Origin of the sequence: Rathayibacter sp. PhB179, assembly GCF_004345345.1 — a bacterium.
Taxonomy (GTDB): Bacteria; Actinomycetota; Actinomycetes; order Actinomycetales; family Microbacteriaceae; genus Rathayibacter; species Rathayibacter festucae.
Genome location: NZ_SLVD01000002.1, coordinates 544,610 through 570,775, shown reverse-complemented (window position 1 = coordinate 570,775; position 26,166 = coordinate 544,610). Strand labels below are relative to the sequence as shown.

Sequence of the window (26,166 nt, the reverse complement as noted above, 5' to 3'; positions counted from 1 at the left end):
GGTGACCCGCCGCCTCGGACTCGACTTCCTGACCTTCGTCCCCTACCCGGAGGGCCCCGAGCAGCCGGGCGACGCGGCGCGGAGCCTCGAGGACGGCCTCGCGCTGTTCGAGCTCGCGGAGGAGCTCGGCTACGACACCGGCTGGGTGCGCGTGCGGCACTTCGAGCGCTTCCTCGCCTCGCCGATGACCTTCTTCGCCGCCGCCTCGCAGCGCACCCGGCGCCTGCGCCTCGGCACCGCGGTGATCGGCGCGCGCTACGAGTCGCCCGTCCGGCTCGCCGAGGACGCGGCCACGGTGGACCTGCTCTCCGGCGGCCGGCTGAACCTCGGCGTCAGCAGCGGCTTCGCGCACCTCGCCTCGGTCTTCGACGGCGTCTTCGGGCAGGCCGAGCGGGAGTTCCGCGCCGAGGCGCAGGAGCGGATCGAGCGCCTGCGCGACGCGCTCTCGGGCTCGGTGCTCGGCATCGCGGAGTCCGCCCTGATGTCGGTGCCGGTCGGCGATCCGCTCGTGCAGCAGCCGCACGCGCCCGGTCTGGCCGACCGGCTCTGGTACGGCGCCGGCACCACCGCCTCCGCGGTCCGCGCCGGGGAGCAGGGCATGCACCTCCAGGTCTCGACGCTGAACACGGAGGAGACCGGGCTGTCGTTCGCCGAGCAGCAGGCCGCGCAGATCCGCGCCTACCGCGAGGCGTTCGCCGCCGCCCACCCCGGGCGCACCTCGCGGGTCACGGCGGGGCGCATCGTGCTGCCGCTGACCGGCCCCGCCGACGAGGAGGCGCACCGCCCCTTCATCGAGGGCTACCTCGCCCGGATGGACGACGACGGCCGCCCACGCACCGCCGACCGCTCGATCATCGCGGCGCCGATGCGCTTCAGCCCGCTGCACCTCGGCACGGTCGACGAGATCGTCGCGTCGCTCTCGGCCGATCCGGCCCTGGCGGAGGCGGACTCGCTCACGATCACGCTGCCCGCGGTCGGCGGGGTCGAGTCGCACCGGCGGATCCTGCGCACGATCGCCGCGGAGATCGCGCCGCGGCTGGGCTGGACGCCCGCCGCCTAGCCCCGGCGCAGCAGGAGCAGCGAGAGCGGACGCTGGGCGATCAGCAGCAGCAGCCACCAGAGCCCGACCGAGGGCACGAGCAGTGCGAGCGCGAGGGCGAGCACGAGGAGGGCGAACGGGACGACGGCGGGGGCCAGCCGGACCGGCCCGGCGCCCTCCCGCAGCAGGTGCGGTCGGCGCCGCAGCCGCAGCTCGATCAGCAGCAGCGCCCCGCTCACCACGACCATCGTGCCGATGTAGAGGCCGATCGTCGCGCGCGAGTCGGGCAGCAGGGCGATGGCGCTGGTCGAGAACGGGAAGAACGCGATCGCGACCAGCCAGAGCAGATCGAGCCAGACCAGCCCCGCGTCGTAGTCGCCGGCCAGCTCGAAGACCCGGTGGTGCGGCATCCAGAACACCGCGATCAGCGTGAAGGAGAGCGCGAAGGCGAGCACCGAGTCGAGGTGCTGGCCGAGGACCTCGCCCACGCCGCCGCCGTCGCGGCCGATCTCGGGGGCGAGCTCGACCAGCGGGAGCACCAGGATCGTGATCGCGATGGCCACGGTCGCGTCGGAGAAGTTGACCAGGCGGTCGAGGCCCCGCTCCGTGCGGGTGGGCCGGTGCCGCTCCGGCGGGTGACCGCGGTGCACCAGGCGCTCGATCGGGCCGGAGAGCAGCAGCAGCAGGAGCGCGAACATGTTGACGCTCGGGAGGGTGACGGCGAGCACGAGCGCGGCGGCCAGCAGCGCGATCACGATCAGCGAGCGCGAGAGCGAGCGGAGCGGGTCCGTGCCGGGCACGAGGAGGGCGGGGTCCCGGCGCAGGATCAGCTGCATCGCCAGGGTCGCGGTGCTCGCGACGATCATGGTGCCGATGTAGAGCGCGAACACGCTCGGGTCGGTGGTGAAGACGTTCGACAGCAGGTTCGCCGCGAACGGCAGCAGCACGATCGCCGCGAGCCAGACGAAGTTCACCGCGACCAGCGCGGGGGAGTAGCGGGCCACGCCCTCGAAGACCGCGTGGTGCACCAGCCACAGCCGCCCGATCACGGCGAAGGTGATGAAGAAGGCCGAGAGCGTGCCGTAGTGGCCGCCGAGCAGCGCGCCGACGTCGGTCGCGCCGCCCTCCTCGACGACGTCGACGAGGGGGAGCACGAGGAACGTGATCGCGATGGCCACCGTCGCGTCGGTGAAATTCACCAGGCGGTCGAGTCCGCGCTCGGTGCGGGAGGCGCTGGACGTCACGGCTCGACCCTAGGGGACGGCTGCTCTGGTGACGCAGGTGGATCTCGATACGCCCGCTGCGCGGGCCACTCGATCAGCATGAGCGGGCCCATGCATGTCGGTCGTTCGGCACGATCGGGCTATGCCAGTGCCGATCGATCTACGCGACGGGGCCCTTCCCATGCTGGTCGAGTAGCCCCGGAGGGGCGTATCGAGACCTACCGTCGTCAGCGGGGCTTCCGGCCCCGGTCCGGGGCGTCGCTGAGCGGTCGCGGGCGGGGCCGCCGATAGGCTCGACAGGCTCATGAACCGGATCACCGTCGCACTCCTCGCCGCCTTCGACGCCGCGCTCTCGGCGCTGATCGGGCTCGCGATCCCGCTCGTGCCGCTGACGATCCTCTGGGCCGTCCAGTACGACACGGCGGTCGACTGGAGCGTCTTCTGGCGCGTCGCCGCGGACGCCTGGCTGCTCGGCCACGGCGCGGATCTGCAGGCCGCCTTCGCCCCCGACTCCCCGCTGGCGCTCGGGCTGCCGGACGGCGGGCAGCCGTTCGCGATCACTCTCGCCCCACTGGCGTTCGCGCTCCTCGCGATCCTGCTCGGCGCCCGCACGGGCCGTCGCGCGCAGGAGTCGCCCTACCGGCTGCTCGGCATCGGCTCCGCGATCGCCACCTATCTCCTCGTCGCGCTCCTGGTGACCCTCGGCGCGACCACCGACGTCGCCCGGATCGACGTCGTGCAGGGCACGCTGCTCCCGCCGCTCGTCTTCGGCCTCGGCGTGGTGATCGGAGCCGCGACCCACTCGGCCAGGAGCGGCGAGCGCGACCCGATCGGCGAGTTCGCCGACCGGACGCTGCACCGCCTGCCCGAGCCGGCCGCGCCGCTCGTCCTCGCCTCGCTCCGCGGCGGGACGCTCGCGGCCGCCGGCGTGATCGGGGTCGCCGGCGTGCTCGTCGCGGTGCTGCTGGTCGCCGACTACGCCGCCGTCGTCGCGCTCTACGAGGGTCTCGGCGGGGAGGCGCTCGGCGGCCTCGCCCTGACGCTCGGGCAGCTGGCGATCCTCCCGAACCTGGTGATCTGGGCGGCGAGCTGGCTGATCGGACCGGGCTTCGCCCTCGGCACCGGCTCGTCGGTCGCTCCGGCCGGGACGCTGCTCGGACCGATCCCCTCGATCCCCGTGCTCGCAGCACTGCCGCAGGGCGAGCTCGCCTTCGCCTTCCTCGGTCTGCTCGTGCCGCTGCTCGCCGGCTTCCTCGCCGGCTGGCGGATGCGCGCGGAGGTCGTCGACGGGCTCGACGGGCGCTCGCTGTTGCGCTGGGGTGCGGCTGCGGCGGGCGGCATCGGCGTGGTCGGCGGTCTGCTGCTCGGGCTGCTCGCCTGGTTCTCGGCGGGAGCGGCCGGGCCGGGGCGCCTCGTCCAGGTCGGGCCCGACCCGCTGCTCGTCGGGGCGTTCGCGGCGCTCGAGCTGGCGCTCGCCGCGGGTCTCGGACTGGCGGCCGGCCGCATCCGCCGCGGCTGAGCGCCGGGCCCGACCGCCGGTGGTCGCCGCGGAGGCGTCCCCCTAGACTTGCGCAGTGCTGAAGTTGGTCGTCCTCATCTCCGGCGGTGGCTCCAATCTCCGCGCGCTGCTCGAGGCGACGCGCGACGACCGCTTCCCCGCCCGTGTCGTGGCGGTCGGCAGCGACACCGACGCCGACGGCCTGCGCCACGCCGAGGCGCACGACGTCCCCTCCTTCACCGTGACGCCCGGCGCCTTCGCCTCCCGCGACGCCTGGGGCGCGGAGCTGCTCGCGCAGATCCAGGGCTGGCAGCCCGACCTGGTGGTCTGCGCCGGCTTCATGCGGATCCTGCCGCCCGTCGTCGTCGACGCCCTCAGTCCGCGGATGATCAACACGCACCCGGCACTGCTGCCGCTGTATCCCGGTGCGCACGCCGTCCGCGACGCCCTCGCCGCCGGCGCCACCGAGACCGGAGTGACGGTGCACGTCATCGACACCGGCGTCGACACCGGCCCGGTCATCGCCCAGGAGAGCCTCGCCGTGCTCCCCGGCGAGAGCGAGCACGCGCTGCACGAGCGCATCAAGACCATCGAGCGTCGCCTGCTGGTGCAGACGGTGCTCGACATCGCCCACGGAACCGTCGATCTCGAGGAGCTCGCCCGCGCATGAGCATCACCGCACACGATCCCAGCAGCTACGACGACCGCGACGTCGTCCCCGTCCGCCGGGCGCTGATCTCGGTCAGCGACAAGACCGGACTGCTCGAGCTCGCCTCGGCGCTGGCCGGCGCCGGCGTCGAGCTGGTCTCCACCGGCTCGACCGCCGCGACCATCCGCGACGCGGGCCACTCCGTCACCGACGTCTCGGCCGTGACCGGCTTCCCGGAGTCGCTCGACGGCCGGGTGAAGACCCTGCACCCCGGCGTGCACGCGGGCATCCTCGCGGACGTGCGCCTCGCCTCGCACCGCGAGCAGCTCGAGCAGCTCGAGATCGCGCCGTTCGAGCTCGTCGTCGTGAACCTCTACCCGTTCCGCGAGACCGTCGCCGGCGGCGCCGACGCGCCGACCGTGGTCGAGAACATCGACATCGGCGGCCCCGCGCTCGTCCGCGCCTCGGCGAAGAACCACGCGAACGTGGCGATCGTCGTCGATCCGGCCGACTACGCCGGCGTCGTCGCCGCGCTCGGCACCGGCGGCACGACCCTCGCCGCACGCCGCACGCTCGCCGCGCGCGCCTTCGCGCACACCGCCTCCTACGACTCCGCCGTCGCCGCCTGGTTCGCCGGGCAGGAGGCGGGCGGCGAGTCCGAGTTCCCCGGCTCGGTCGAGATCCGCGGCACCCGGCAGCAGGTGCTCCGCTACGGCGAGAACTCGCACCAGAAGGCGGCGCTCTATGTCTCGCCCGACGGCACCGGCATCGCCCAGGCGCGCCAGCTGCACGGCAAGGAGATGTCGTACAACAACTTCGTCGACGCCGACGCGGCCGTCCGCGCGGCCTACGACTTCGTCCTCCCCGCCGTCGCGATCATCAAGCACGCCAACCCGTGCGGCATCGCGATCGCCGGCGCGAAGGCCATCGACCCCATCGCGTCCGCGCACCGCCGCGCCCACGAGTGCGACCCGGTGTCCGCGTTCGGCGGCGTCATCGCCGCGAACCGGACCGTCACCCTCGCCATGGCCGAGACGGTGAAGGAGATCTTCACCGAGGTCCTCGTCGCCCCCGGCTTCGAGCCCGAGGCGCTCGAGGTGCTGAAGACCAAGAAGAACCTGCGCCTGCTGCAGCTCCCCGACTTCTACGCCCCCGTCGAGACCGAGTTCAAGCAGATCTCCGGCGGGATCCTGCTGCAGCAGCCCGACCGCTTCGTCGGCGGCCCCGGCGAGGTCAGCTCCGGCTGGGAGCTCGTCGCCGGCGAGCCCGCCGACGCGGACACGATGCTCGACCTCGAGTTCGCCTGGAAGGCCTGCCGCGCCGTCAAGTCGAACGCGATCCTGCTCGCCAAGGGCGGCGCCTCCGTCGGCGTCGGCATGGGCCAGGTCAACCGCGTCGACTCCTGCCACCTCGCCGTCTCCCGCGCCGGCGACCGTGCCCCCGGCTCCGTCGCCGCCTCCGACGCGTTCTTCCCCTTCGCCGACGGCCTCGAGGTCCTCCTCGCCGCCGGCGTCAAGGCCGTCGTTCAGCCCGGCGGCTCCGTCCGCGACCCCGAGGTCATCGAGGCCGCGAAGCGCGCCGGCGTCACCATGTACACGACGGGGGAGCGGCACTTCTTCCACTGAGCGCCGCAGGCGCTCAGTGGGCGCCTTCTTCCACGCCGCTCCCTGCGCGGCGTGGCGCGGTCGGCCTCTCGGGGTGGTGCGTTCCGCAGGGCGGGTCGCGTCGGCGCTCTCGGGAATCGCTTGGCACGCGATCCCCGATGAAGCGCCTCTCCCGGTGCTGTCTTCCACGCCGCTCCTCGCGCGGCGTGGCGCGGTCGGCCTCCTGGGGTGGTGCGTTCCGCAGAGCGGGTCGCGTCGGCCGCCGCGGGAATCGCCTGGCACGCGATCCCCGCACGCGGCCTCTCCCTTCGGGAGTCGGGGTCTGCCCGCTCCACTCCTCAGAAGTTGTCGTAGTCGAGCGTCGAGTCCGACAACATTTGCGGACTCGGGGTGCGTGCCCGGCGCCGCGCCGCCACTCTCCAAAAGTTGCGGTAGTGGGGGGCGACCACCGCAACTTCTGCGGAGTCGGTGGCCTCCGAGCGCGGACGGGTCCCTCCGCTCTCCAGAAGTTGTCGTAGTCGAGCGTCGAGTCCGGCAACTTTTGCGGACTCGGGGAGCGAGCCCGGCGCCGCGCCGCCACTCTCCAGAAGTTGCGGTAGCGGGGCGCGACTACCGCAACTTCTGCGGAGTCGGCGGCCTCCGGGCCTGGACCGAGGTGTCTGCTCTCCAGGAGTTGTCGTGGTGGGGCGTCGAGTACGACAACTTCTGCGTCCTCGGGGGAGCGGACCCGGTGCGCGCCGCCACTGTCCAGAAGTTGCGGTAGCGGGGCGCGACTACCGCAACTTCTGCGGAGTCGGCGGCTGCCGAGCGTGGAGGAGCCGCTCCGCTCTCCAGGAGTTGTCGTAGTGGGGCGTCGAGTGCGACAACTTCTGCGTCCTCGGGGGAGCGGACCCGGTGCGCGCCGCCACTCTTCAAAAGTTGCGGTAGTGGGGCACGACTACCGCAACTTCTGCGGAGTCGGCGGCTTCCGAGCCGCGGAGGGCCCGCTCTGCTCTCCAGGAGTTGTCGTACTGGGGCGTCGGGTACGACGACTTGTGAGGAGTGGTGGGGGAGCCGGGCGGGCGCGGCCCGGCCCGCGGCTCTCAGACGGCTGCAAGGGTCTGGGCAGGGGGCGCAGGGGTGCGGGCGCGTAGGGTCTCCGGGTGCCCTCCGACTCGACGCTGAACGCGCCCACCGCCCCGACCGCCGCCACCGCTCCGACCGTGAGGCGGCGCCTGCTGACGGCGCTCGCCGCCGCGGCGGCCACGGCGGTCGCGGCCCACCTCGCCAACCTGCTCGCCTTCTTCATCGGCAACCAGCTGGCGCCGACGTCGATCCCGCAGGTCAACGCCTACTTCCTGCTCTCGAGCGTGCTCGCCTTCGTGGTAGTGCTCGTCCTCGCCGCGGCCGGGCTGCTCGCCCGCGCCTGGACGGCGGCGATCGCCGGGCTCGTCGCGGGGATCGTCGGCGCCGTCTTCGGCACCCTCGTGCAGGCCAGCGCGACGGGCGAGCCGATCACCGGCGAGGTCTGGTTCTCCATCGTGCAGACCTTCGGCGGGCTCAACCTCGTCTTCCTGCTCGCCTTCGTGATCGCCGCCGCGACCCTCGGCCACCGCATCGCCGTCGCATCGACGCACGCCAGGTCCGCGAAGTCCTCGGCCACCGCCGCCCGTCCGGAGCGCCGCATCGCCCTCATCCGGCAGCCCGCGGACGACCTCGACGCCGGCGAGCTCACCCACCTCGAGCGCGTCCCCGTCGACCGGGTGAAGGCGCTGCAGCAGTGGGAGGAGTACGTCGACGCACTCGAGGAGGCCGGCTGGGAGACCGTCCAGGTCACGACGGCGCCCGAGCTGCCCGACTCGGTCTTCCTCGAGGACGCGCTGCTCGTCGTCGACGGGCACGCGGTCCTCACTCGCCCGGGCGCCGAGTCGCGCCGCGGCGAGGTGGACGGCGCGGAGGAGGCGGCTCGCGCCCTCGACCTGATCGTGCACCGGATCGAGGCGCCCGGCACCCTGGAGGGCGGCGACGTCCTCCGCGTCGGCTCCACCGTCTACGTCGGCCGCGGCGGCCGCACCAACGCCGAGGGCGTCGCGCAGCTCCGGGCCCTGCTCCGTCCGCTCGGGCTGAGCGTCGTCGCGGTCCCGCTCACCCGCGCGCTGCACCTCAAGAGCGCCGTCACCGCGCTGCCGGACGGCACGGTGATCGGCTGGGAGTCCGTCGTCGACGAGCCGCGGCTCTTCCCCTCCTTCCTGCCGATGCCGGAGGAGGGAGGCGCCCACGTGGTCGTGCTCGGCCCGGACACACTGCTGATGGCGGCGTCCGCGCCGCGGAGCGCGGAGCTGCTCCGCGAGCTCGGCTACCGCGTCGTGACGGTCGACATCTCGGAGTTCGAGAAGCTCGAGGGCTGCGTGACCTGCCTGTCGGTGCGGGTGCGCTGACAGCCTCGGCGCCGCTCGCGCGGGCACTCGGCGGGGCCGGTCGTGGTGCAGAAGACGACCCGGCGATCCGCGCCCGCGGTCGCCGAGCGGTGGACGCCGCCGAGGGACCGGGTATAGCCTTCAAGGCTGCCCAGAAGCCCTCAACGGGCCGGTGGCATCCCCGCCCTCGCGACGCCACGGTGCCGCAGGGCTCCGTCCTCCGTCGCGAAAGCCCAGCACCGTGCTCGCACAGTCCTCCCCGCCCGCCGCTCCGAAGCGCCCGAACACCCTCCGCACTCTGCTGCGCCTGGTCCCGTTCGTCGGCGACGCGCTGCCCCGCCTGGTCGGCGGCATCGCGATCGCCCTCGTGGCCAGCCTCGTCTCGCTCGCGATCCCGATCGTCCTCCAGCAGCTGGTCGACGGACCGCTCGGCGACGGCGCGACCGCCGCCGGCTCCGGCGACCTCGGCCCGCTGATCGGCCCGGTCGTCGTCGTGCTCCTGCTCGGCGTGCTCGAGGCCGCCGCCATCGCGCTGCGCCGCCGGATGGTGCTCACCCCGAGCACGCGGGTCGAGGCGCGGATGCGCAGCGCGCTCTACCGCCAGCTCCAGGACCTGCCCGTCTCGTTCCACGACCGCTGGCAGAGCGGGCAGCTGCTCTCGCGCGCGATGAGCGACCTCAGCCTCATCCGCCGCTGGATCGCCTTCGGCTTCGTGCTGCTGGTGGTCAACGCGCTGACGATCGTCGTCGGCTTCGGCGTGCTGGTCTACTGGAACCCGATCCTCGGCGCGCTGTTCGTGGCCTGCTCGATCCCGGTCTGGATCTACGGCTTCGCCTTCGAGAAGCGCTACTCGAGCATCGCGCGCCGCAGCCAGGACCAGGCTGGCGACCTCGCCACCACGGTCGAGCAGTCGGTGCACGGCATCCGTGTCCTCAAGGCGTTCGGCCGCCACCAGCACGCGCTCGCCGGCTTCGCCGATCAGGCGGAGAAGCTGCGCGGCACCGAGGTGGAAAAGGCGAAGGCCATCGCGGGCATCTGGGTGGTCCTGTTGCTCATCCCGGACATCGCCTTCGCGCTCTGCCTCCTCGCCGGAGTCTGGCTGGCCGCCGACGGGCAGCTCAGCGTCGGCGAGCTCTTCGCCTTCTTCGCCACCGCGACGGTGCTGCGCTGGCCGGTGGAGTCGATCGGCTTCCTGCTCTCGATGACGTTCGACGCGCGCACCGCCGTCGACCGCTACTTCGAGGTGATGGACAGCCGGAACACGATCACCGATCCGGAGACGCCCGCGTCGATCGCCCGGCCGCTCGGCCGAGTGAGCTTCCGCGACGTGCACTTCCGCTACCAGGACGCGCCCGAGCGCTTCGCCGACCTCCTCGACGGCGTCGACCTCGAGGTCGAGCCCGGCGAGACGATGGCGCTCGTCGGCCTCACCGGCTCGGGCAAGACGACGCTCACCGCACTGCTGCCGCGCCTCTACGACGTGACCGGCGGGGCGATCGAGATCGACGGCGTCGACGTGCGGCACCTCCGGCGCGACGAGCTGCGCTCCCACGTCGGCATGGCCTTCGAGGACGCGACACTCTTCTCCACCTCGGTGCGCGAGAACGTGCTTCTCGGCCGCCCGGACGCCTCGGAGGCGGAGCTGCTCGAGGCGCTCGAGATCGCCCAGGCGGACTTCGTGCACACCCTGCCGAACGGGCTGGACACCACCGTGGGCGAGGAGGGGATGAGCCTCTCCGGCGGCCAGCGCCAGCGGCTCGCCCTGGCGCGCGCGATCGCCGCGCGTCCCGCCGTCCTCGTCCTGGACGACCCGCTGTCGGCCCTCGACGTCGACACCGAGGCGCGGGTCGAGAAGGGCCTGCGCCGCGTGCTCGGCGACACCACCGCGCTGATCGTCGCGCACCGCCCGTCGACGGTCGCCCTCGCCGACCGCGTCGCCCTCCTCGAGGAGGGCCGCGTCACGGCGGTCGGCACCCACACCGAGCTGCTCGCGAGCAGCCCGCACTACCGCTTCGTCATCTCGAGCCTCGAGGAGGACGAGCTCGCCCGTCCCCGGGGCACCGAGCGCGTCGGCTCGCGCCCGCGCGCCGAGGCCGAGCTGACGGACCTGACCGACCTCACGGAGCTGGAGACCCGATCATGAGCACTCTCGGATCCACCGAGGAGCGCGACGACCTCACCCGCGCGGAGTCCGCGGCCCTGCGTCGGCGCTCGCTCGCGCTGCTCGGATCGCTGCTCCGCCCGCTGCGGATGCGGCTGGTGCTGACGGCCGTCGTGGTGGTGATCTCGACCGCCGCGCAGGTCGCCGGGCCGGCGCTGATCGCGCTGGGCATCGACAACGGGCTGCCGGCGATCCTCGACGGCGACGCGACCCCGCTGGTCCTCACCGTGATCGCCTACGTCCTGACCGGCGTGGTCGGCGCCGTCCTCGTCGCCTGGTACACCGTGCTGTCGGCGCGGGTGAGCCAGGCGATCCTGATCGACCTGCGCAAGCGCGTCTTCCTGCACACCCAGAAGCTGAGCCTGGAGTTCCACGAGAACTACACCTCCGGCCGGATCATCTCCCGGCAGACCAGCGACCTCGACTCGATCCGCGAGCTGCTCGACTCCGGCATCAACCAGCTCGTGCAGGGCGCCCTCTACATGGGCTTCGTCGCCATCGCGCTGGTCTCGCTCGACGGCGTCAGCGGCCTCGTGCTCGCCTGCGCTCTCGTGCCGCTGGCGATCCTGACCCGCTGGTTCCAGAAGCGCTCGCAATCGCTCTTCCGCGGCACCCGCGTCGCGTCGTCCCGCCTGATCGTCCAGTTCGTCGAGACGATGACCGGGATCCGCGCGGTGCAGACCTTCCGCACCCAGGAGCGCAACGAGTCGGCCTTCGGCGTAGTCGTCGAGCGCTACCGAGTCGCCTACAAGAAGGTCTTCGGCGTCTTCGGCACCTTCGACCCCGGTCTCGTGCTGATCGGCAACGTCACGATGGCGGCCGTGCTCTTCTTCGGCGGGATGCGGGTGCTCGACGGCGGTCTCGAGATCGGCGCCCTGCTCGGCGTGCTGCTCTACACCCGGCGGTTCTTCGCGCCGGTGCAGGAGATGGCGATGTTCTACAACTCCTACCAGTCCGCGGCGGCCGCGCTCGAGAAGATCTCGGGCGTCCTCGCGGAGGAGCAGAGCGTCCCGGATCCGGCGCACCCTGTCGACCTCCGCGAGGCGCGGGGGGCGCTCGGCTTCGAGGGCGTCCGCTTCGCCTACACGACCGACCGGGAGATCCTGCCGCGCTTCGACCTGCGGATCCCCGCGGGCCAGACGATCGCGCTGGTCGGCTCGACCGGCGCCGGCAAGTCGACGCTCGCGAAGCTCATCTCGCGGTTCTACGACCCGACCGACGGAGTGGTGACCCTCGACGGCGTCGACCTCCGGCAGCTGCACCCGAAGGACCTTCGGCGCGCGATCGTGATGGTGACCCAGGAGGCGTACCTCTTCTCCGGCTCCGTCGCGGACAACATCGCGATCGGCCGGCCCTCGGCCTCCTACGACGAGATCGTCGACGCGGCGAAGGCGGTCGGCGCGCACGCGTTCATCCAGGCGCTGCCGGACGGCTACGACACCGACGTGAACAAGCGCGGCGGCCGGGTCTCGGCCGGCCAGCGCCAGCTGATCTCGTTCGCGCGGGCGTTCCTGGCGGACCCGGCGGTGCTGATCCTGGACGAGGCGACCTCCTCGCTCGACATCCCGAGCGAGCGGCTGGTGCAGCTCGGCCTGCAGACGCTGCTCGCGGACCGGACCGCGGTGATCATCGCGCACCGGCTGTCGACGGTCGCGATCGCCGACCGGGTACTGGTGATGGAGCACGGCCGCATCGTCGAGGACGGGACGCCGGAGGCGCTGATCGCGGGCGACGGCCGCTTCGCCACGCTGCACGCGGCCTGGCGCGACTCCCTGGTCTGAGCCGGAGGGTCCGCCGCCGCGGTCAGGGCGTCCAGCGCGCGGCGCGGACGTCCACCCGGTAGCCGCCCGGCGTCGCGACGAGCGGCGTGCCCTCGCGCTCGTAGTGCTCGCGGGCGCGCTCCTCGTGCCCGATCGCCGGGGCGCCGCCGGAGCGGACCACCCGCCACCAGGCCACGTCGGAGCCGTAGCGGGCGAGCACCGTGCCGACGGCGCGGGCGGCGCGGGTGCCGAGCACCGCGGCGATCTCGCCGTAGGCCATCACACGGCCGGGCGGGATCGCGTCGACGACGGCGAGGACCGCCGAGACGAAGTCGGCGGGGTCCGCCGCGTCGTCGGGACGCTCGGTCAGAGCTTCAGCGCCCCGATGTTCTCGCCGTACGGGGTCTCGCCGATGACCTCGAAGCCGATCCAGCGGAAGAACTGCTCAGGGCCGTCGGCGCCGGACTCCCAGATCACGGTGAGGGTGTCGAAGCCGCGGGCCCGCGCCTCGTCGGCGGCGGCACGGACGGCGAAGGTCCCGACACCGCGGCCCTGCTTGGCCGCGTCGATGTTGATCCGCCAGATGCAGCTGCGGAACTCCTCCGGCGCCTGCGGGTCGAAGTGCGCGTGGATGAAGCCGACGAGCTCGTCGCCGTCGAGGATCGCCCGCTGCCAGGCGGCGCCCGGGTCGATCACGGCGGCGGCCGCGGAGTACGACTCCGGTGCGACGAACTGCTCCTGACCCGGTTTGAGGCTCAGTCCGTTCACGGCGGAGATGTTCGCGGCCGACAGCTCTTCCAGGCGGAGGTCACTCATGCCGCCCAATCTAGCGGCCCGGCTCGGCGGCGGTCATCCTCCTCGCGGACGAGCGTCGCGGCGCGCAGGGTGCGGGGCTCCTCCTCGCGGAGAACTGTCTCGACGTCGAGACAGTTCCGGCCTCGGGTAGGCTGGTCGAGGCCGTCTGGAGCGGCCGCGGAGCCACCCGTCCCTCGCAGCAGCGGGGCGGTGCAACGAGACCCTGGGAGTGCAATGTCGAAGATCAAGGTTGAAGGAACCGTCGTCGAGCTCGACGGCGACGAGATGACGCGGATCATCTGGCAGAAGATCAAGGACACCCTGATCCACCCGTACCTCGACGTGAACCTCGAGTACTACGACCTCGGCATGGAGTACCGCGACCAGACCGACGACCAGGTCACGATCGACGCGGCCCACGCCATCCAGAAGCACGGTGTCGGCGTCAAGTGCGCGACCATCACGCCCGACGAGGCGCGCGTCGAGGAGTTCGGCCTGAAGAAGATGTGGAAGTCGCCGAACGGCACGATCCGCAACATCCTCGGCGGCGTCATCTTCCGCGAGCCGATCATCATCTCGAACATCCCGCGCCTGGTGCCCGGCTGGAACAAGCCGATCATCATCGGCCGCCACGCCTTCGGCGACCAGTACCGCGCCACCGACTTCGTCTTCAAGGGCAAGGGCACGCTCACCGTCGAGTTCACCCCCGAGGACGGCTCCGAGCCGATGAGGTTCGAGGTCTACAAGGCCCCCGACGACGGCATCGCGCAGGTCCAGTACAACCAGGACTCGTCGATCCGCGACTTCGCGCGCTCCTCGCTCAACTACGGTCTGACCCGCAACTACCCGGTCTACCTCTCCACGAAGAACACGATCCTCAAGGCCTACGACGGCCGGTTCAAGGACATCTTCGAGGAGATCTTCGAGACCGAGTTCAAGGAGCGCTTCGAGGCCGCCGGCCTCACCTACGAGCACCGCCTCATCGACGACATGGTCGCCTCGGCCATGAAGTGGGAGGGCGGCTACGTCTGGGCCTGCAAGAACTACGACGGCGACGTCCAGTCGGACACCGTCGCGCAGGGCTTCGGCTCGCTCGGCCTGATGACCTCGGTCCTCTCCACCCCCGACGGCAGCGTCGTCGAGGCGGAGGCGGCGCACGGCACCGTCACGCGCCACTACCGCCAGCACCAGGCGGGTAAGCCCACCTCGACGAACCCGATCGCCTCGATCTACGCCTGGACGCGCGGCCTCGCGCACCGCGGCAAGCTCGACGGCAACCAGGAGCTCATCGACTTCTCGCTGACCCTCGAGGACGTCGTCATCAAGACGGTCGAGTCCGGCAGCATGACGAAGGACCTCGCGCTCCTCGTCGGCCCGGATCAGGCCTGGCAGACGACCGAGGAGTTCCTCGCCACGCTCGACGAGAACCTCAAGGCGCGCATGGCGAGCTGAGCTCCGCCCCTCGGCCCGACCTCGGGCTCGCACGAACGGCTCCGGCTCGCGGGAATCCTCGGATTCCGTGAGCCGGAGCCGTTTCCGCGTGCCGGAGGTGCGGTGGCGGTCGGTACCGCCGTCAGAGCACGCGCGCCAGCTGCTCCATCGCCGCCCGGGGGTCGTCGCCGGCCGGCATGAGCACGGTGCTGACCGCTCCGGCCGCGTGCAGCTCGTCGATCCGCGCGCGGGCCGTCTCCGGAGTCCCGACGACGGCGAGCCGGTCGACCCACTCGTCCGGCAGATCGCGGACGAAGGCGGCGCGGTCGGCGCTCCGGGCGCGCAGCTGCGCGAACTCCGCGGCGAAGGGCAGCGGCTCGATGTGCGGTGCCCAGTCCGGCTCACCGACCCACTCCAGTCCGGGGCGCACGGCGGCGCGGGCCTCTCCGGCGTCGTCCGAGACGGCGGCCACGTTGTACGCCACGACGCGGCCCGGCGTGCCCATCTGCTCCCGGGCGCGGGCGAGGTACTCCGGAGCGACCGGCTCGGCGAGGATCGCCCCGTCGGCGATGCGCCCGGCCAGCTCGAGCGAGCGCGGACCGCGCACCCCGGCCAGCAGCGGCGGCACGACCCGCGGCGGCGACTCGAGCCGCAGCCCGTCGACATGGACGTAGCGGCCGTCGCGGGTCACCTCCTCGCCGGCGAGCAGTGCGCGGATCGCGTCGAACTGCTCCGAGAGCAGCGTCAGCGGGCTCTTCGGCCAGACGCCGAGTCCGCGCATCCAGCCCGGCATGCCGTGGCCGATGCCGGCATGGACGCGGCCGGGGAAGAGCTCGGCGAGGGTGCCGAGCTCCATCGCGGTGAAGGCGGCGGTGCGGACGGCGGCGGGCAGGATGCCGATCCCGACGACGATCCGCTCGGTCGCGGCGAGCACGGCCGCGGCCTGGGCGACGCCGCCGCGGAAGCCGAGGTCCTCGACGACCCAGAGCTCGTCGAAGCCGAGCTCCTCGGCGCGGCGGGCGTACGGCAGGACCTCGGCGGCGGGGAGATCGCGGGGGAGCAGGACGCCGACAGCGGCGTCGGGATTCGGAGTGCGCATCTCGCCAGCGTAGGACCGGCGGGGTGGAGTCCCCGAAATGGGGGCATCCGGATCCCCGGAGATCGGACGCCGCTGTCCCCCGAACAAGGACTTCGTTACCTGTTCGTAACAGAGCCGGGCGATCCAGTTCGTAGGGTCGACTCTGTGCGAGAACCGATCCGGTTCTCAGCAACTGTGAGTAAAGGACATCGATTGCCGCTTCACTTGTCCCACCGTCCACCCGTCCGCCGCGCCGAGAAGCGCATCCTCGCCGGCCTCGCCGCCCTCGGCATCGCCGCCTCGGGCGCCTTCGCCGTCTCGGCCGCCTCGGCCGCCCCGCTCGTCGGCGGGGCCGCTCTCGTCGGCGGACTCTCCACCCTCCAGACCTTCGACGACGGCGACTACGTCGTCACGCTCGTCGAGCCGTCCGCGGCGACCTACGAGGGCACCGATGCCCGCTTCGCCCGCACCGCTCCGGACGCCGGCGCGCAGCTGCAGGCCCGCTCGGCTCCGGTCGAGGACTACTCCGCTCACCTCGAGCAGCGGCAGGACGACGTCGCCGCCGCCGTCGACGCCGCGATCGGCTACCACTACACGGTCGCCCTCAACGGCTTCTCCGCCTCGCTCACCGCCGCGCAGGCGAGCGAGCTCGCCGGCCGCAAGGACGTCGCGCAGGTGCGGGAGCTCGAGGATCTGAAGCTCGACCGCGCCCCCGCCGCGACCGCGCCGGCCCCCGGCGCCACCGCCGAGGCCGGCATCCCCGTCCCCGACACCGGTCAGGAGTCCTCGACGAGCTTCCTGGGCCTCGAGGGCGACGGCGGAGTCTGGGACACCGTCGGCGGTGCCGAGAAGGCCGGCGAGGGCATCGTCGTCGGCGTCATCGACTCCGGCATCGCACCCGAGAACCCGTCCTTCGCGGGCGCTCCGCTCGCGACCTCCCCGGGCGCCGCTCCCTACACGGACGGCACGACCGTCAGCTACCGCAAGTCGGACGGCACCACCTTCGCCGGCTCCTGCTCGCCCGGCCTCGCCGGCTCCGAGCAGTGGGACGGCGGCGAGTGCAACCAGAAGCTGATCGGCGCGCGCTGGTTCCTCGGCCCGAACGAGGAGGCCGGCTCCGCCGACAACCCCGAGTACCGCTCCCCGCGCGACGCGGACGGCCACGGCTCGCACACCGCGAGCACGGCGGCCGGCAACGCCGACGTCGAGGCCTCGGTCGACGGCTACGACTACGGCACCATCTCCGGTGTCGCACCCGCCGCGAAGGTCGCCGCCTACAAGGTCTGCTGGAACGGCGACGTGGACGGCACCGACGACGACGACTACTGCTCCGGCGAGGGCATCCTGGCCGCGATCAACGCGGCCGTCGCGGACGGCGTCGACGTCATCAACTTCTCGATCGGCGGCGGTTCCGCCGTGTCGACGCTGACCCCCTACGACGAGGCGTTCCTGAACGCCGCGGCCGCGGGTGTCTTCGTGGCCGCCTCGGCCGGCAACTCCGGCCCGGGCGTCTCGACCCTCGACCACGCCTCGCCCTGGTACACCACGGTGGCCGCGTCCTCGATCCCGACCTACACGGCCACCGCCACCCTGGGTGACGGCCAGGCCTTCGTCGGCGGATCGATCAGTGTGCACGACGACGTCACCGGCCCCCTCGTGAACAGCGCCGACGTCGTCGTCGCCGGGACCGAGAACGCCGACATCTGCGCGCCGGGCTCGCTCGACGCCGCGAAGGTCGCCGGGAAGATCGTCGCCTGCACCGCCGGCGTCACCGCGCGCGTCTCCAAGTCGGCCGAGGTCGATCGGGCCGGGGGCATCGGCATGCTGCTGCTGAACCCGTTCCCGAACGCCCTGCACGTGGACGACCACTCGGTCCCGAGCATCCAGATCGACTCGCAGGCCTACGACGCGATCACCGCGTACGCCGGCACCGCGGGCGCGACGGCGACGCTGACCGAGGGCAACGCGACCGGCACCGAGATCCCGGTGCCGCAGGTCGCAGGATTCTCCTCGCGCGGCCCGGCCGAGGCGGACGGCACCGACGTGCTCAAGCCCGACCTCACGGCGCCCGGCGTCGCGATCCTCGCCGACAGCTTCAACGCCGAGGGCGACGACCCCGCCTTCGCGTTCGAGTCCGGCACCTCGATGTCCTCTCCGCACATCGCGGGCCTCGCCGCCCTCATCCTCGGCGTGACCCCGAACGCGTCGCCGTCGGCGGTCAAGTCGGCCATGATGACGACCTCCTACGACAGCGTCGACCAGTCGGGCGCCGCGTCCGACGACGTCTTCGCTCAGGGCGCCGGACACGTCGACCCGACCGCGTTCCTCGACCCCGGACTGCTCTACGAGAGCGGCACGAGCGACTGGATCGCCTTCCTCAAGGGCGCCGGCTACGTCTTCGCCGACCCCGAGCTCGACGCGGTCGAGGCGATCGACCCGTCCGACCTCAACCAGGCCTCGATCGCGATCGGCGCCCTGGCCGGGACCCAGACGGTCACCCGCACGGTCACCTCGACCGAGGCCGGCAGCTACACCGCCGGCCTCGACATCCCCGGGATCGACGCCGTCGTCTCGCCGTCCACCCTCTCCTTCACCGGAGCGGGCCAGACCGCCGAGTACACGGTGACCTTCACGAGGACCGACGCCGAGCTCGCCGAGTTCGCGACCGGCTACCTCACCTGGTCGAGCGCCGAGCACGAGGTGCGCAGCCCCGTGGCCGTGCGTCCCGTGCTGCTCGACGCGCCGTACGAGGTGTCGGGCTCCGGCTCGACCGGCTCGACGAGCGTCGAGATCATCCCCGGCATCGACGGCCCCCTGCCGCTGGTCCCGAGCGGCCTCGCGGTGGGAGTCCTCGCCGAGGACGCGACCGCGGCGGACGGCCACACCGGCACGCTGCCGCAGGGCGAGACCTTCGAGACGACCGTCGAGGTGCCCGAGGGCACCGAGTTCGCCCGCTTCGACCTCGACTCGCTCGACGACACGGCCGACCTCGACCTGACGATCGCGCAGATCGTCGACGGGAAGCCGGTGACCACGGCGACCAGCGCGACCGGCTCGGCCGACGAGCGGGTGGACCTCTACGCCCCCGAGGCCGGCAGCTACCTGGTCTCCGCGGACATCTACGCGGTGGGCGCGGAGCCGGAGGCGACGTTCGACCTCCGGAGCTTCCTCATCGCGGCGGACGGCGGCGAGGGCTCGCTGACCACCGCGCCCGAGACCGTCGACGCGGTCCTGGGTGAGCCGACGAGCTACTCCGTGTCCTGGACCGGCCTCGCCGGCCCGGCGCAGTACCTCGGCAGCATCGACTACGCGGACTCGGGTCTCCGGACCCTCGTCAGCGTGGACGTGACGGAGGCGGCGACGCCGGCTCCGACCGCGACGCCGACGGCCGGACCCACGGCCGAGCCGACCGCGACGCCGACCGCCGGACCGACGGCGACGCCGGCTCCGACCGGGACGCCGACCGCCGGACCGACCGCGCCTCCCGCGCCGACCTCCACGCCCACCGCCGGACCGGGCGCGCCCGGCCACGGAGCGGGCGGGCTGCCCTCCACCGGCTTCGGCGGCGGACTGCTCGGAGCGGGTGCCCTGGCGCTGATCGGCGCCGGAGCGGTGCTGACGGGACTGCGTCGCCGCGCGCTCGCGCAGCGTGAGGCGGGCGCCGCGGAGTAGCCCTCCGCAGCCCGTCGACGGCCGCTCCGCACGCCCCTCCGGGGTCGGCGGGGCGGCCGTCGCTCGTTGCGCGCGGGATCTCGATACGCCCGCTGCGCGAGCTACTCGATCACCATGGTGCGCCCGCTCTGCGGGCTGCTCGATCAGCATGGGTCGGAAGCCCTGGAGCTCCTCATGCTGGTCGAGTAGCCCCGGAGGGGCGTATCGAGACCCGCCGTCGCCCGCAGGGTGGCTTGCAGGCTCCGGTTCAGACGGTGGTGGATCTCGATACGCCCGCTGCGCGGGCTACTCGATCAGCATGAAGCGCCCGCTCAATCGGCGTAGCTGCTCGATCAGCACGAGGGAGCGAACGGCCACCGCGGAGCTCGCGCCGTCAGCTCAGCGCGCGGCGCCCCGAGATCACGCCGGACACCACGGCGACCACGCCGAAGACGATCGCGACGATCGGCTGGCCGAGGTCGAGCCAGGCGAGGGCGGCGGCGCCCATGATCAGCAGCTCGATCAGCGAGCGGCCGTAGAGGTCGATCGCGAGGACGGCGCGGGGCGAGAGGAACAGCGCCCAGAGCAGGATCGCCAGCACCGGTGCGCCCACGCCGAAGACGATGCTCCACGGCAGGTCCCAGGACAGGAAGCCCCACAGTCCGAGGCTGACGAACGCGAAGAGCTCGAGCACGAGGCGGAGGACGTCGTTCGGCCCGACCTTCTGATCGGTCCGTGCAGTGCCCGCTGTCGCTCGATTCACGCGGACCATCGTATCCGCCCGCGGTGAGTCGCCCGAGAGGGCTCGTTCTCCCGCCCTGCGGGCAGCCGTTCCGGGCGACTCGACGCCGCACGCCGGAGCGGCGCGGCGGTCAGTGGAAGATGATCGTGCGGGCGCCGTCGAGCAGCACGCGGTCCTCCGCGAACCACTTCACGGCCTGGGTCAGCGTGCGGCTCTCCTCGTCCTGCCCGATCGCGACCAGCTGCGCGGGGGAGTGCGAGTGGTCGACCCGCACGACGTTCTGCTCGATGATCGGGCCCTCGTCGAGGTCGCTCGTCACGAAGTGCGCGGTCGCGCCGATCAGCTTCACCCCGCGGGCGTGCGCCTGCTTGTAGGGGTTCGCGCCCTTGAAGCCGGGCAGGAAGGAGTGGTGGATGTTGATCGCCCGGCCGGCCAGGCGCGCGCAGAGCTCGGGGGAGAGGATCTGCATGTAGCGGGCGAGGACGACCAGCTCGATGTCGTGCTCCTCGACGACCTCGACGACGCGGTCCTCGAAGGCGCGCTTGGTCTCGGGCGACGTCACCGCCCGCGACTCGAACGGCACTCCGTAGAAGCCGGCCAGGTCTTGCAGCGTGGCGTGGTTCGAGAGGATCAGCGGGACGTCGATGGCGAGCTGCCCCGCACGCTGGCGGAACAGCAGGTCGTTCACGCAGTGCCCCGCCGTGGAGGCGAGCAGCAGCGTGCGCAGCGGGCGGCCGACGACGTCGAGCCGCCAGGTCATGCCGTAGTGCTCGGTGACCGGCAGCAGGGCGGCCTCGAACTCGTCGCGGGTGACGGGCGACTGCACCTGCAGGCGCATGAAGAAGCGGCCGGTGTCGGCGCTGGAGAACTGCTGGCTCTCGGTGATGTTGCCGCGGGCCTGCACCACCGCTCCCGAGACCGCGTGCACGATGCCGGGCAGGTCGGGGCAGGCGAAGGTGAGGGTCCAGTGGTTGCCGGGACCGCCGTCGGAGCCGCCGCTCGCCGCGTCGGCGGGCGTTCGGGCGGGAGCGGGCGCGGCGGAATCGGTCTGCATCCGCTCAGGATATCGGCCGCCCGTTGCTACACTGGCCGCGTCGCGACTGGCGTTCGGATGGGTGACCATCAGGGAGCGGCACCCTCTCCGGAGACCTCTTCCGGACACTTTTCCTGCCGCTCGCCTGGGCCGGAACGGATACCGTTGTTCTGCGTGCCCGAGCGTGCCTCGTCGCCTCGCGGACGCCATCCGTTTCGCAGCCAAGGAGCGCACGTGTCCTCTTCTCCCGCCTCGAGCACCGCCAGCACCGGTGTCTCGGCCTCGTTCAACGAGCCCGTCTCCGTCGTCGATCCCGAGATCGCCGCCGTCCTGCAGCAGGAGCTCGACCGCCAGCGTGGCTACCTCGAGATGATCGCCAGCGAGAACTTCGTGCCGCGCGCGATCCTCGAGTCGCAGGGCTCGGTCCTCACCAACAAGTACGCCGAGGGCTACCCCGGCCGTCGCTACTACGGCGGCTGCGAGTTCGTCGACGTCGCCGAGCAGCTCGCGATCGACCGCGCCAAGGCCCTCTTCGGCGCCGAGTTCGCGAACGTCCAGCCGCACTCCGGAGCGACCGCGAACGCGGCGGCGCTCGCCGCCCTCGTCCAGCCGGGTGACACCATCCTCGGTCTCGAGCTGGCGCACGGCGGCCACCTCACCCACGGGATGAAGCTCAACTTCTCGGGCAAGCTCTACAACGCCACGGCGTACGGAGTCGACCCGCAGACCTTCCGCATCGACATGGACGCGGTCCGCGAGAAGGCCCTCGAGGTCCGCCCGCAGGTCCTCATCGCCGGCTGGTCGGCCTACCCCCGCCACCTCGACTTCGAGGCGTTCCGCGCGATCGCCGACGAGGTCGGCGCCAAGCTCTGGGTCGACATGGCCCACTTCGCCGGACTCGTCGCCGCGGGCCTGCACCCCTCGCCCGTCCCGCACGCCGACGTGGTGACCACCACGGTGCACAAGACGCTCGCCGGCCCGCGCTCGGGCCTCATCCTCGCCAAGCAGGAGTACGCCAAGAAGCTCAACTCCGCCGTCTTCCCGGGCCAGCAGGGCGGACCGCTCATGCACGTCATCGCCGCGAAGGCCACCGCGTTCAAGCTCGCGGGCGAGCAGGAGTTCGCCGACCGCCAGGCGCGCACCATCCGCGGCGCGCAGATCCTCGCCGAGCGGCTCACCGCCGCCGACTCGAAGGCCGAGGGCATCGACGTGCTCACCGGCGGCACCGACGTGCACCTCGTGCTCGCCGACCTGCGCAACTCCCCGCTCGACGGCAAGCAGGCCGAGGACCGCCTGCACGAGGTCGGCATCACGGTCAACCGCAACGCGGTGCCGTTCGACCCGCGCCCGCCGATGGTCACCTCGGGCCTGCGGATCGGCACCCCCGCGCTCGCGACCCGCGGCTTCGGCGACGCCGAGTTCACCGTCGTGGCCGACGTCATCGCCGAGGCGCTCAAGCCCTCGGCCGACCTCGAGGCGCTGCGCGCCCGGGTCAAGGGGCTCACGGACGACTTCCCGCTGTACCCGGGGCTGTAGGCCGCCCCGCCCCTTTCGGGCGACCCCGCGCTCGGCGGGGTCCGGAGCGCCGAGCGCGCCTGCGGACACCGCCGAGCACTACTGCACGACAGGCGCGGGAGCGCCGACGAACGAGGAGTTCCACGATGACGGCACAGGTACTCGACGGCGTTGCGACCGCCGCGACGGTCAAGGCGGAGATCGCCGAGCGCGTGGCGGTGCTGCGCGAGAAGGGCGTCGTGCCCGGTCTCGGCACGCTGCTGGTCGGCGACGACCCGGCCTCGCGCTCCTACGTCGCGGGCAAGCACCGCGACTGCGCGGAGGTGGGCATCGAGTCGATCCGCGTCGACCTGCCCGCCACGGCGTCCGCCGAGGACATCCGCGCGGCCATCCGGCAGCTCAACGAATCGGACTCGGTGACCGGCTACATCATCCAGCTGCCGCTGCCCAAGGGCATCGACGAGAACGCGATGCTCGAGCTGATGGACCCGGACAAGGACGCCGACGGACTGCACCCGACCAACCTCGGCCGGCTGGTGCTGGGCGTCGAGGGCGAGCTCGACAGCCCGCTGCCCTGCACGCCGAACGGCATCGTCGAGATGCTGAAGCGCCACGAGATCCCGATCTCGGGGAAGCACGTCGTGGTCGTCGGGCGCGGACTCACGGTCGGCCGCCCGCTCGGGCTGCTGCTGACCCGCAAGGGGCTCGACGCGACGGTGACGCTGACGCACTCGCGGACGACGGATCTCGCCGCGGAGGTGCGGCGGGCGGACATCGTGGTCGCTGCCGTGGGCGTTCCTGGGCTGATCGCGGCGGACTGGGTGAAGCCGGGGGCGGCGGTGCTCGACGTGGGGATCACCCGGGTCGAGAATCCGGAGACGGGGAAGGCGAAGCTGACCGGCGACGTCGCTCCCGGGGTGGCCGAGGTCGCGGGGTGGCTGTCGCCGGTGCCGGGCGGGGTCGGGCCGATGACGCGGGCGATGCTGATCCACAACGTGGTGGGGGCGGCGGAGCGGGCTCTTCGCTAGCTCGACGTCGGGGTGCTTGCTGCCGGCGTACTGACGGTGGGAGGTGCGCGGTGCCTCGTCGCGGCTCCTTCCCGCGCGCCTTCGGCGCGCCCGCCAGACCCGAGCCAGGAGCCGCGACGAGGCACCGCGCCCCTCCGGGGGCGACGGCTGCGGAGGGGCGCGCCCTTCGGGCGGCGCGGTGCGGAGTCCGGGTTTCAGGGACCAGAGGTGGTGGCGGACCTCGGTGGTCAGGAGTGGAAGCGGACCTCGTCACCGGGGGCCAGGTGGGCCAGGTGGTCGAGGGAGGCCGAAGTGACGACGGCGAGGACGGGGTAGCCGCCCGTTGTCGGGTGGTCGGGGCCGAAGAGGACGGGGAGGCCTGAGGGCGGGAGCTGGATCGAGCCGTGGACCAGGGCCTCGCTGGGGAGCTCGGGGGCGTCGCCCGTGGGGAGGGGGGTGCCGGTGAGGCGGAGGCCGATGCGGTCGGCGGAGGGGCTCAGGTGCCAGGGGCCGGTGAGCAGGCGCTGCCACGTGCCGGGGGGCAGGAGGTCGAGGCGGGGGCCGGGGTGCACGCGCAGGACCGGGTCTCGGCGCGGGTCGAAGGGCCACCAGTCGGGGAGGAGGACCTCGCCGGCGGGGGTGCCGAACGCGAGCAGGTCGCCGCGGCGAAGGGGAGCCGGGCCGAGGGCGGAGAGGGTGTCGCGGGAGCGGGAGCCGAGGACGGGTGGCGCGGCGATGCCGCCGCGGACGCCGAGGGTGCGGCGCAGGCCCGCCGTCAGACGGCCGAGGGTCAGGAGCGAGCCCGCGGGGGCGAGCGTCGGCAGGACGCGGGCGAGGGCGGCGCCGTCGAGGGTCGCGGCTCCGGCGGCTCCGGTCAGGCTGATCCAGGCGGAGGTCTCGAAGCGGGCGGTGAAGCCGGCGCCGAGCAGTTCGAGCGCAGCCGCGTCCGGGGCGTTGCCGAGCAGGCGGTTCGCGAGGCGGAGAGCGCCGCGGTCCATCGCGCCGGAGCGTCCGACGCCGACGGCGGCGTGGCCGGGGCGGCCGTGGTCCTCGACGAGGGCGAGGGGGCCGGGGTCGAGGATGCGCAGGCTCACGGCAGCGCCCGGAAGCGGACCTCGTCGCCGGGGGCGAGCAGGGCGGGCGGCAGGCGCTCGATGTCCCAGAGCTCCGCGTCGGTCGAGCCGATCAGCTGCCAGCCGCCGGGGGAGGGGCGCGGGTAGACGCCGGAGTAGCCGGCCGCGAGGGCGACCGCGCCGGCGGGGACGCGGGTGCGCGGCTCGGCGCGGCGGGCGACCTCCGGCCAGGGGGCGAGCGCGACGAGGTAGGCGAAGCCGGGGGCGAACCCGCCGAAGGCCGCGCGCCACGGGGTCGCCGTGTGGCGGCGGATCAGCTCGGCGGGCGTCCAGCCCAGGGCGTCCGCCGCCTCGGCGAGGTCGACGCCGTCGTAGCGGACGGCGATCTCGTGCCGGCGGCCGACGGTGCCCGGCCCGTTCGGCTCCGTCGCCTCCGCGGTCCGCAGGATCCACGGGGACGCCGTCGCGACCGGCAGCGACTCGTCCAGCACGACGAGGACCGTCCGCGCGGCGGGGACGAGGTCGAGGACGCCTGCGGGCCGGGAGCGGTCGAGCGCCGCCGCGAGGGCGAGCGCCTCGTCGAGGCCGTCGACCTCGACCAGCACGGCGCGGTCGCCGGAGGGCAGCAGCCGCACCGGGATCACGGGGCGGCGCTCGCCAGAGCGACGCCCGCCTCGGAGAGGGCCGCGCGCACCGCCTCCGCCATCGCGACGGCGCCGGGGGTGTCGCCGTGCACGCAGAGGGAGTCGACGTCGAGCTGCAGGTCCTCGCCCGAGGCGGCCGTCACGGCGCCCTCGAGGACCATCCGCACGGCCCGGGCGGCGACGACCGCCGGGTCGGTCAGCAGGTCGCCCGGCTCGCCGCGGGGCACCAGCGTGCCGTCGGCGCGGTAGCCGCGGTCGACGAACGCCTCGCGCAGGAACGACAGGCCGGCGCTCGCCGCCGCGCGCTCGACGGCGGAGCACCCGAGGCCGAGCAGGGGCAGTGCGGGAGCGGTGTCCCGGACGGCGGCGACCACCGCCTCCGCCTGCCGCTCGTCGTGCACGATGCGGTTGTAGAGGGCCCCGTGCGGCTTGACGTAGCGCACCTCGGTGCCCGCGGCTCGCGCGATCGCCTGCAGGGCGCCGAGCTGGTAGACGACGTCGGCGTGCAGCTCGGCCGGGTCGACGGGGAGGTCGCGGCGGCCGAAGCCGGCGAGGTCGCGGTACGCGACGTGGGCGCCGATCGCCACGCCGCGCTCGGCGGCGGTGCGGCAGGTGGCGAGCATGATCGAGGGGTCGCCGGCGTGGAAGCCGCAGGCGATGTTCGCGCTCGTGACGAGCCGGAGCATCGCGTCGTCGTCGCCGAGCGACCACACGCCGAAGCCCTCGCCGAAGTCGGCGTTCAGATCGATCGTCCTCCGCATCCTCCGAGCCTACGGGCGGCGTCCAGCCGGGGCTCGCTAGCGTGGGCAGACGCGCTCGCGTTCCCACCCCCTCCCGACCACCGCTCGAGCGCGCCCCCACGAAGGA

20 protein-coding genes are annotated in these 26,166 nt (G+C 73.1%); 11 read left to right on the top strand and 9 right to left on the bottom strand.

What is annotated here, in order from left to right; all coding sequences use genetic code 11:
• The first annotated feature begins 1 nt into the window (after position 1).
• On the top strand, positions 2–1,060 hold the full coding sequence (locus EDF43_RS06425; protein WP_132436010.1) for an LLM class flavin-dependent oxidoreductase: 1,059 nt from the start codon (positions 2–4) through the stop codon (positions 1,058–1,060).
• Here EDF43_RS06425 and EDF43_RS06420 read toward each other — a convergent pair.
• Entirely contained in the window at positions 1,057–2,283 is a 1,227-nt protein-coding gene (locus tag EDF43_RS06420; RefSeq protein ID WP_132436009.1) for a TMEM175 family protein, read from the bottom strand. The two genes, EDF43_RS06425 and EDF43_RS06420, sit on opposite strands and share 4 nt — an antisense overlap.
• A 283-nt stretch (positions 2,284–2,566) precedes the next feature.
• On the opposite strand from EDF43_RS06420, the gene EDF43_RS06415 reads away from it, so the two are divergent.
• The 6 genes from EDF43_RS06415 to EDF43_RS06390 all read left to right on the top strand — a co-directional run bounded on the left by EDF43_RS06415 (position 2,567) and on the right by EDF43_RS06390 (position 12,351).
• Positions 2,567–3,781 carry a DUF6350 family protein gene (locus EDF43_RS06415; RefSeq protein WP_132436008.1) on the top strand — a complete coding sequence of 405 codons (1,215 nt, stop codon included), beginning with the start codon at positions 2,567–2,569 and terminating at the stop codon, positions 3,779–3,781.
• Between the two features lie 55 nt (positions 3,782–3,836).
• On the top strand, positions 3,837–4,430 hold the full coding sequence (gene purN, locus EDF43_RS06410; RefSeq protein ID WP_132436007.1) for a phosphoribosylglycinamide formyltransferase: 594 nt from the start codon (positions 3,837–3,839) through the stop codon (positions 4,428–4,430).
• A complete protein-coding gene (gene purH / locus EDF43_RS06405) occupies positions 4,427–6,034 on the top strand; it encodes a bifunctional phosphoribosylaminoimidazolecarboxamide formyltransferase/IMP cyclohydrolase (protein ID WP_132436006.1) in 1,608 nt (535 codons plus the stop codon). The genes purN and purH overlap by 4 nt, the downstream gene beginning before the upstream one ends.
• Before the next feature lie 1,121 nt (positions 6,035–7,155).
• Positions 7,156–8,430, top strand: coding sequence for a dimethylargininase (gene ddaH, locus EDF43_RS22500; protein WP_279388999.1), 1,275 nt, complete (start codon positions 7,156–7,158; stop codon positions 8,428–8,430).
• 220 nt (positions 8,431–8,650) lie between these two features.
• Positions 8,651–10,552, top strand: a complete 1,902-nt coding sequence (locus EDF43_RS06395) for an ABC transporter ATP-binding protein (protein ID WP_132436005.1) — start codon at positions 8,651–8,653, stop codon at positions 10,550–10,552.
• The gene (locus EDF43_RS06390; protein ID WP_132436004.1) at positions 10,549–12,351 is read left to right on the top strand and encodes an ABC transporter ATP-binding protein; all 1,803 of its coding nucleotides are present in this window, start codon (positions 10,549–10,551) and stop codon (positions 12,349–12,351) included. The genes EDF43_RS06395 and EDF43_RS06390 overlap by 4 nt, the downstream gene beginning before the upstream one ends.
• 22 nt (positions 12,352–12,373) lie before the next feature.
• On the opposite strand, the gene EDF43_RS06385 is transcribed toward EDF43_RS06390, so the two are convergent.
• Together EDF43_RS06385 and EDF43_RS06380 are read right to left on the bottom strand one after the other, a co-directional pair.
• Positions 12,374–12,700: an MGMT family protein gene (locus tag EDF43_RS06385; protein WP_132436003.1), complete on the bottom strand. Its 327-nt coding sequence runs from the start codon at positions 12,698–12,700 to the stop codon at positions 12,374–12,376.
• Positions 12,697–13,146, bottom strand: coding sequence for a GNAT family N-acetyltransferase (locus EDF43_RS06380; RefSeq protein ID WP_123445122.1), 450 nt, complete (start codon positions 13,144–13,146; stop codon positions 12,697–12,699). The genes EDF43_RS06385 and EDF43_RS06380 overlap by 4 nt, the downstream gene beginning before the upstream one ends.
• A 213-nt stretch (positions 13,147–13,359) precedes the next feature.
• Here EDF43_RS06380 and EDF43_RS06375 point away from each other — a divergent pair, with 213 nt between their 5' ends.
• Complete coding sequence (locus tag EDF43_RS06375; RefSeq protein ID WP_123735074.1) at positions 13,360–14,577, top strand: NADP-dependent isocitrate dehydrogenase; 1,218 nt, start codon at positions 13,360–13,362, stop codon at positions 14,575–14,577.
• Between the two features lie 121 nt (positions 14,578–14,698).
• On the opposite strand, the gene EDF43_RS06370 is transcribed toward EDF43_RS06375, so the two are convergent.
• The gene (locus EDF43_RS06370; RefSeq protein ID WP_132436002.1) at positions 14,699–15,655 is read right to left on the bottom strand and encodes an LLM class flavin-dependent oxidoreductase; all 957 of its coding nucleotides are present in this window, start codon (positions 15,653–15,655) and stop codon (positions 14,699–14,701) included.
• Between the two features lie 204 nt (positions 15,656–15,859).
• On the opposite strand from EDF43_RS06370, the gene EDF43_RS06365 reads away from it, so the two are divergent.
• On the top strand, positions 15,860–19,306 hold the full coding sequence (locus EDF43_RS06365) for a S8 family serine peptidase (protein WP_165909032.1): 3,447 nt from the start codon (positions 15,860–15,862) through the stop codon (positions 19,304–19,306).
• A gap of 373 nt (positions 19,307–19,679) precedes the next feature.
• Here EDF43_RS06365 and EDF43_RS06360 read toward each other — a convergent pair whose 3' ends face one another.
• Both EDF43_RS06360 and purU read right to left on the bottom strand, forming a co-directional pair.
• On the bottom strand, positions 19,680–20,048 hold the full coding sequence (locus EDF43_RS06360; RefSeq protein WP_243582594.1) for a YrdB family protein: 369 nt from the start codon (positions 20,046–20,048) through the stop codon (positions 19,680–19,682).
• 109 nt (positions 20,049–20,157) lie between these two features.
• Complete coding sequence (gene purU / locus EDF43_RS06355) at positions 20,158–21,081, bottom strand: formyltetrahydrofolate deformylase (protein ID WP_132435999.1); 924 nt, start codon at positions 21,079–21,081, stop codon at positions 20,158–20,160.
• Positions 21,082–21,294: 213 nt separating this feature from the next.
• Between purU and glyA the strand changes: the two genes are divergently transcribed.
• Both glyA and EDF43_RS06345 read left to right on the top strand, forming a co-directional pair.
• The gene (glyA, locus tag EDF43_RS06350) at positions 21,295–22,596 is read left to right on the top strand and encodes a serine hydroxymethyltransferase (protein ID WP_185020082.1); all 1,302 of its coding nucleotides are present in this window, start codon (positions 21,295–21,297) and stop codon (positions 22,594–22,596) included.
• A gap of 125 nt (positions 22,597–22,721) precedes the next feature.
• A complete protein-coding gene (locus EDF43_RS06345) occupies positions 22,722–23,603 on the top strand; it encodes a bifunctional methylenetetrahydrofolate dehydrogenase/methenyltetrahydrofolate cyclohydrolase (protein ID WP_123445127.1) in 882 nt (293 codons plus the stop codon).
• 227 nt (positions 23,604–23,830) lie between these two features.
• Here EDF43_RS06345 and EDF43_RS06340 read toward each other — a convergent pair whose 3' ends face one another.
• Genes EDF43_RS06340 through EDF43_RS06330 form a run of 3 tightly spaced genes read right to left on the bottom strand, consistent with a single transcriptional unit; the run spans position 23,831 to position 26,060 of the window.
• Entirely contained in the window at positions 23,831–24,676 is an 846-nt protein-coding gene (locus EDF43_RS06340; RefSeq protein WP_207901638.1) for a biotin-dependent carboxyltransferase family protein, read from the bottom strand.
• The gene (locus EDF43_RS06335) at positions 24,673–25,299 is read right to left on the bottom strand and encodes an allophanate hydrolase subunit 1 (protein ID WP_243582843.1); all 627 of its coding nucleotides are present in this window, start codon (positions 25,297–25,299) and stop codon (positions 24,673–24,675) included. Before EDF43_RS06335 ends, EDF43_RS06340 begins: the two co-directional genes overlap by 4 nt.
• A complete protein-coding gene (locus tag EDF43_RS06330) occupies positions 25,296–26,060 on the bottom strand; it encodes a 5-oxoprolinase subunit PxpA (RefSeq protein WP_132435997.1) in 765 nt (254 codons plus the stop codon). Before EDF43_RS06330 ends, EDF43_RS06335 begins: the two co-directional genes overlap by 4 nt.
• Positions 26,061–26,166 lie beyond the last annotated feature (106 nt).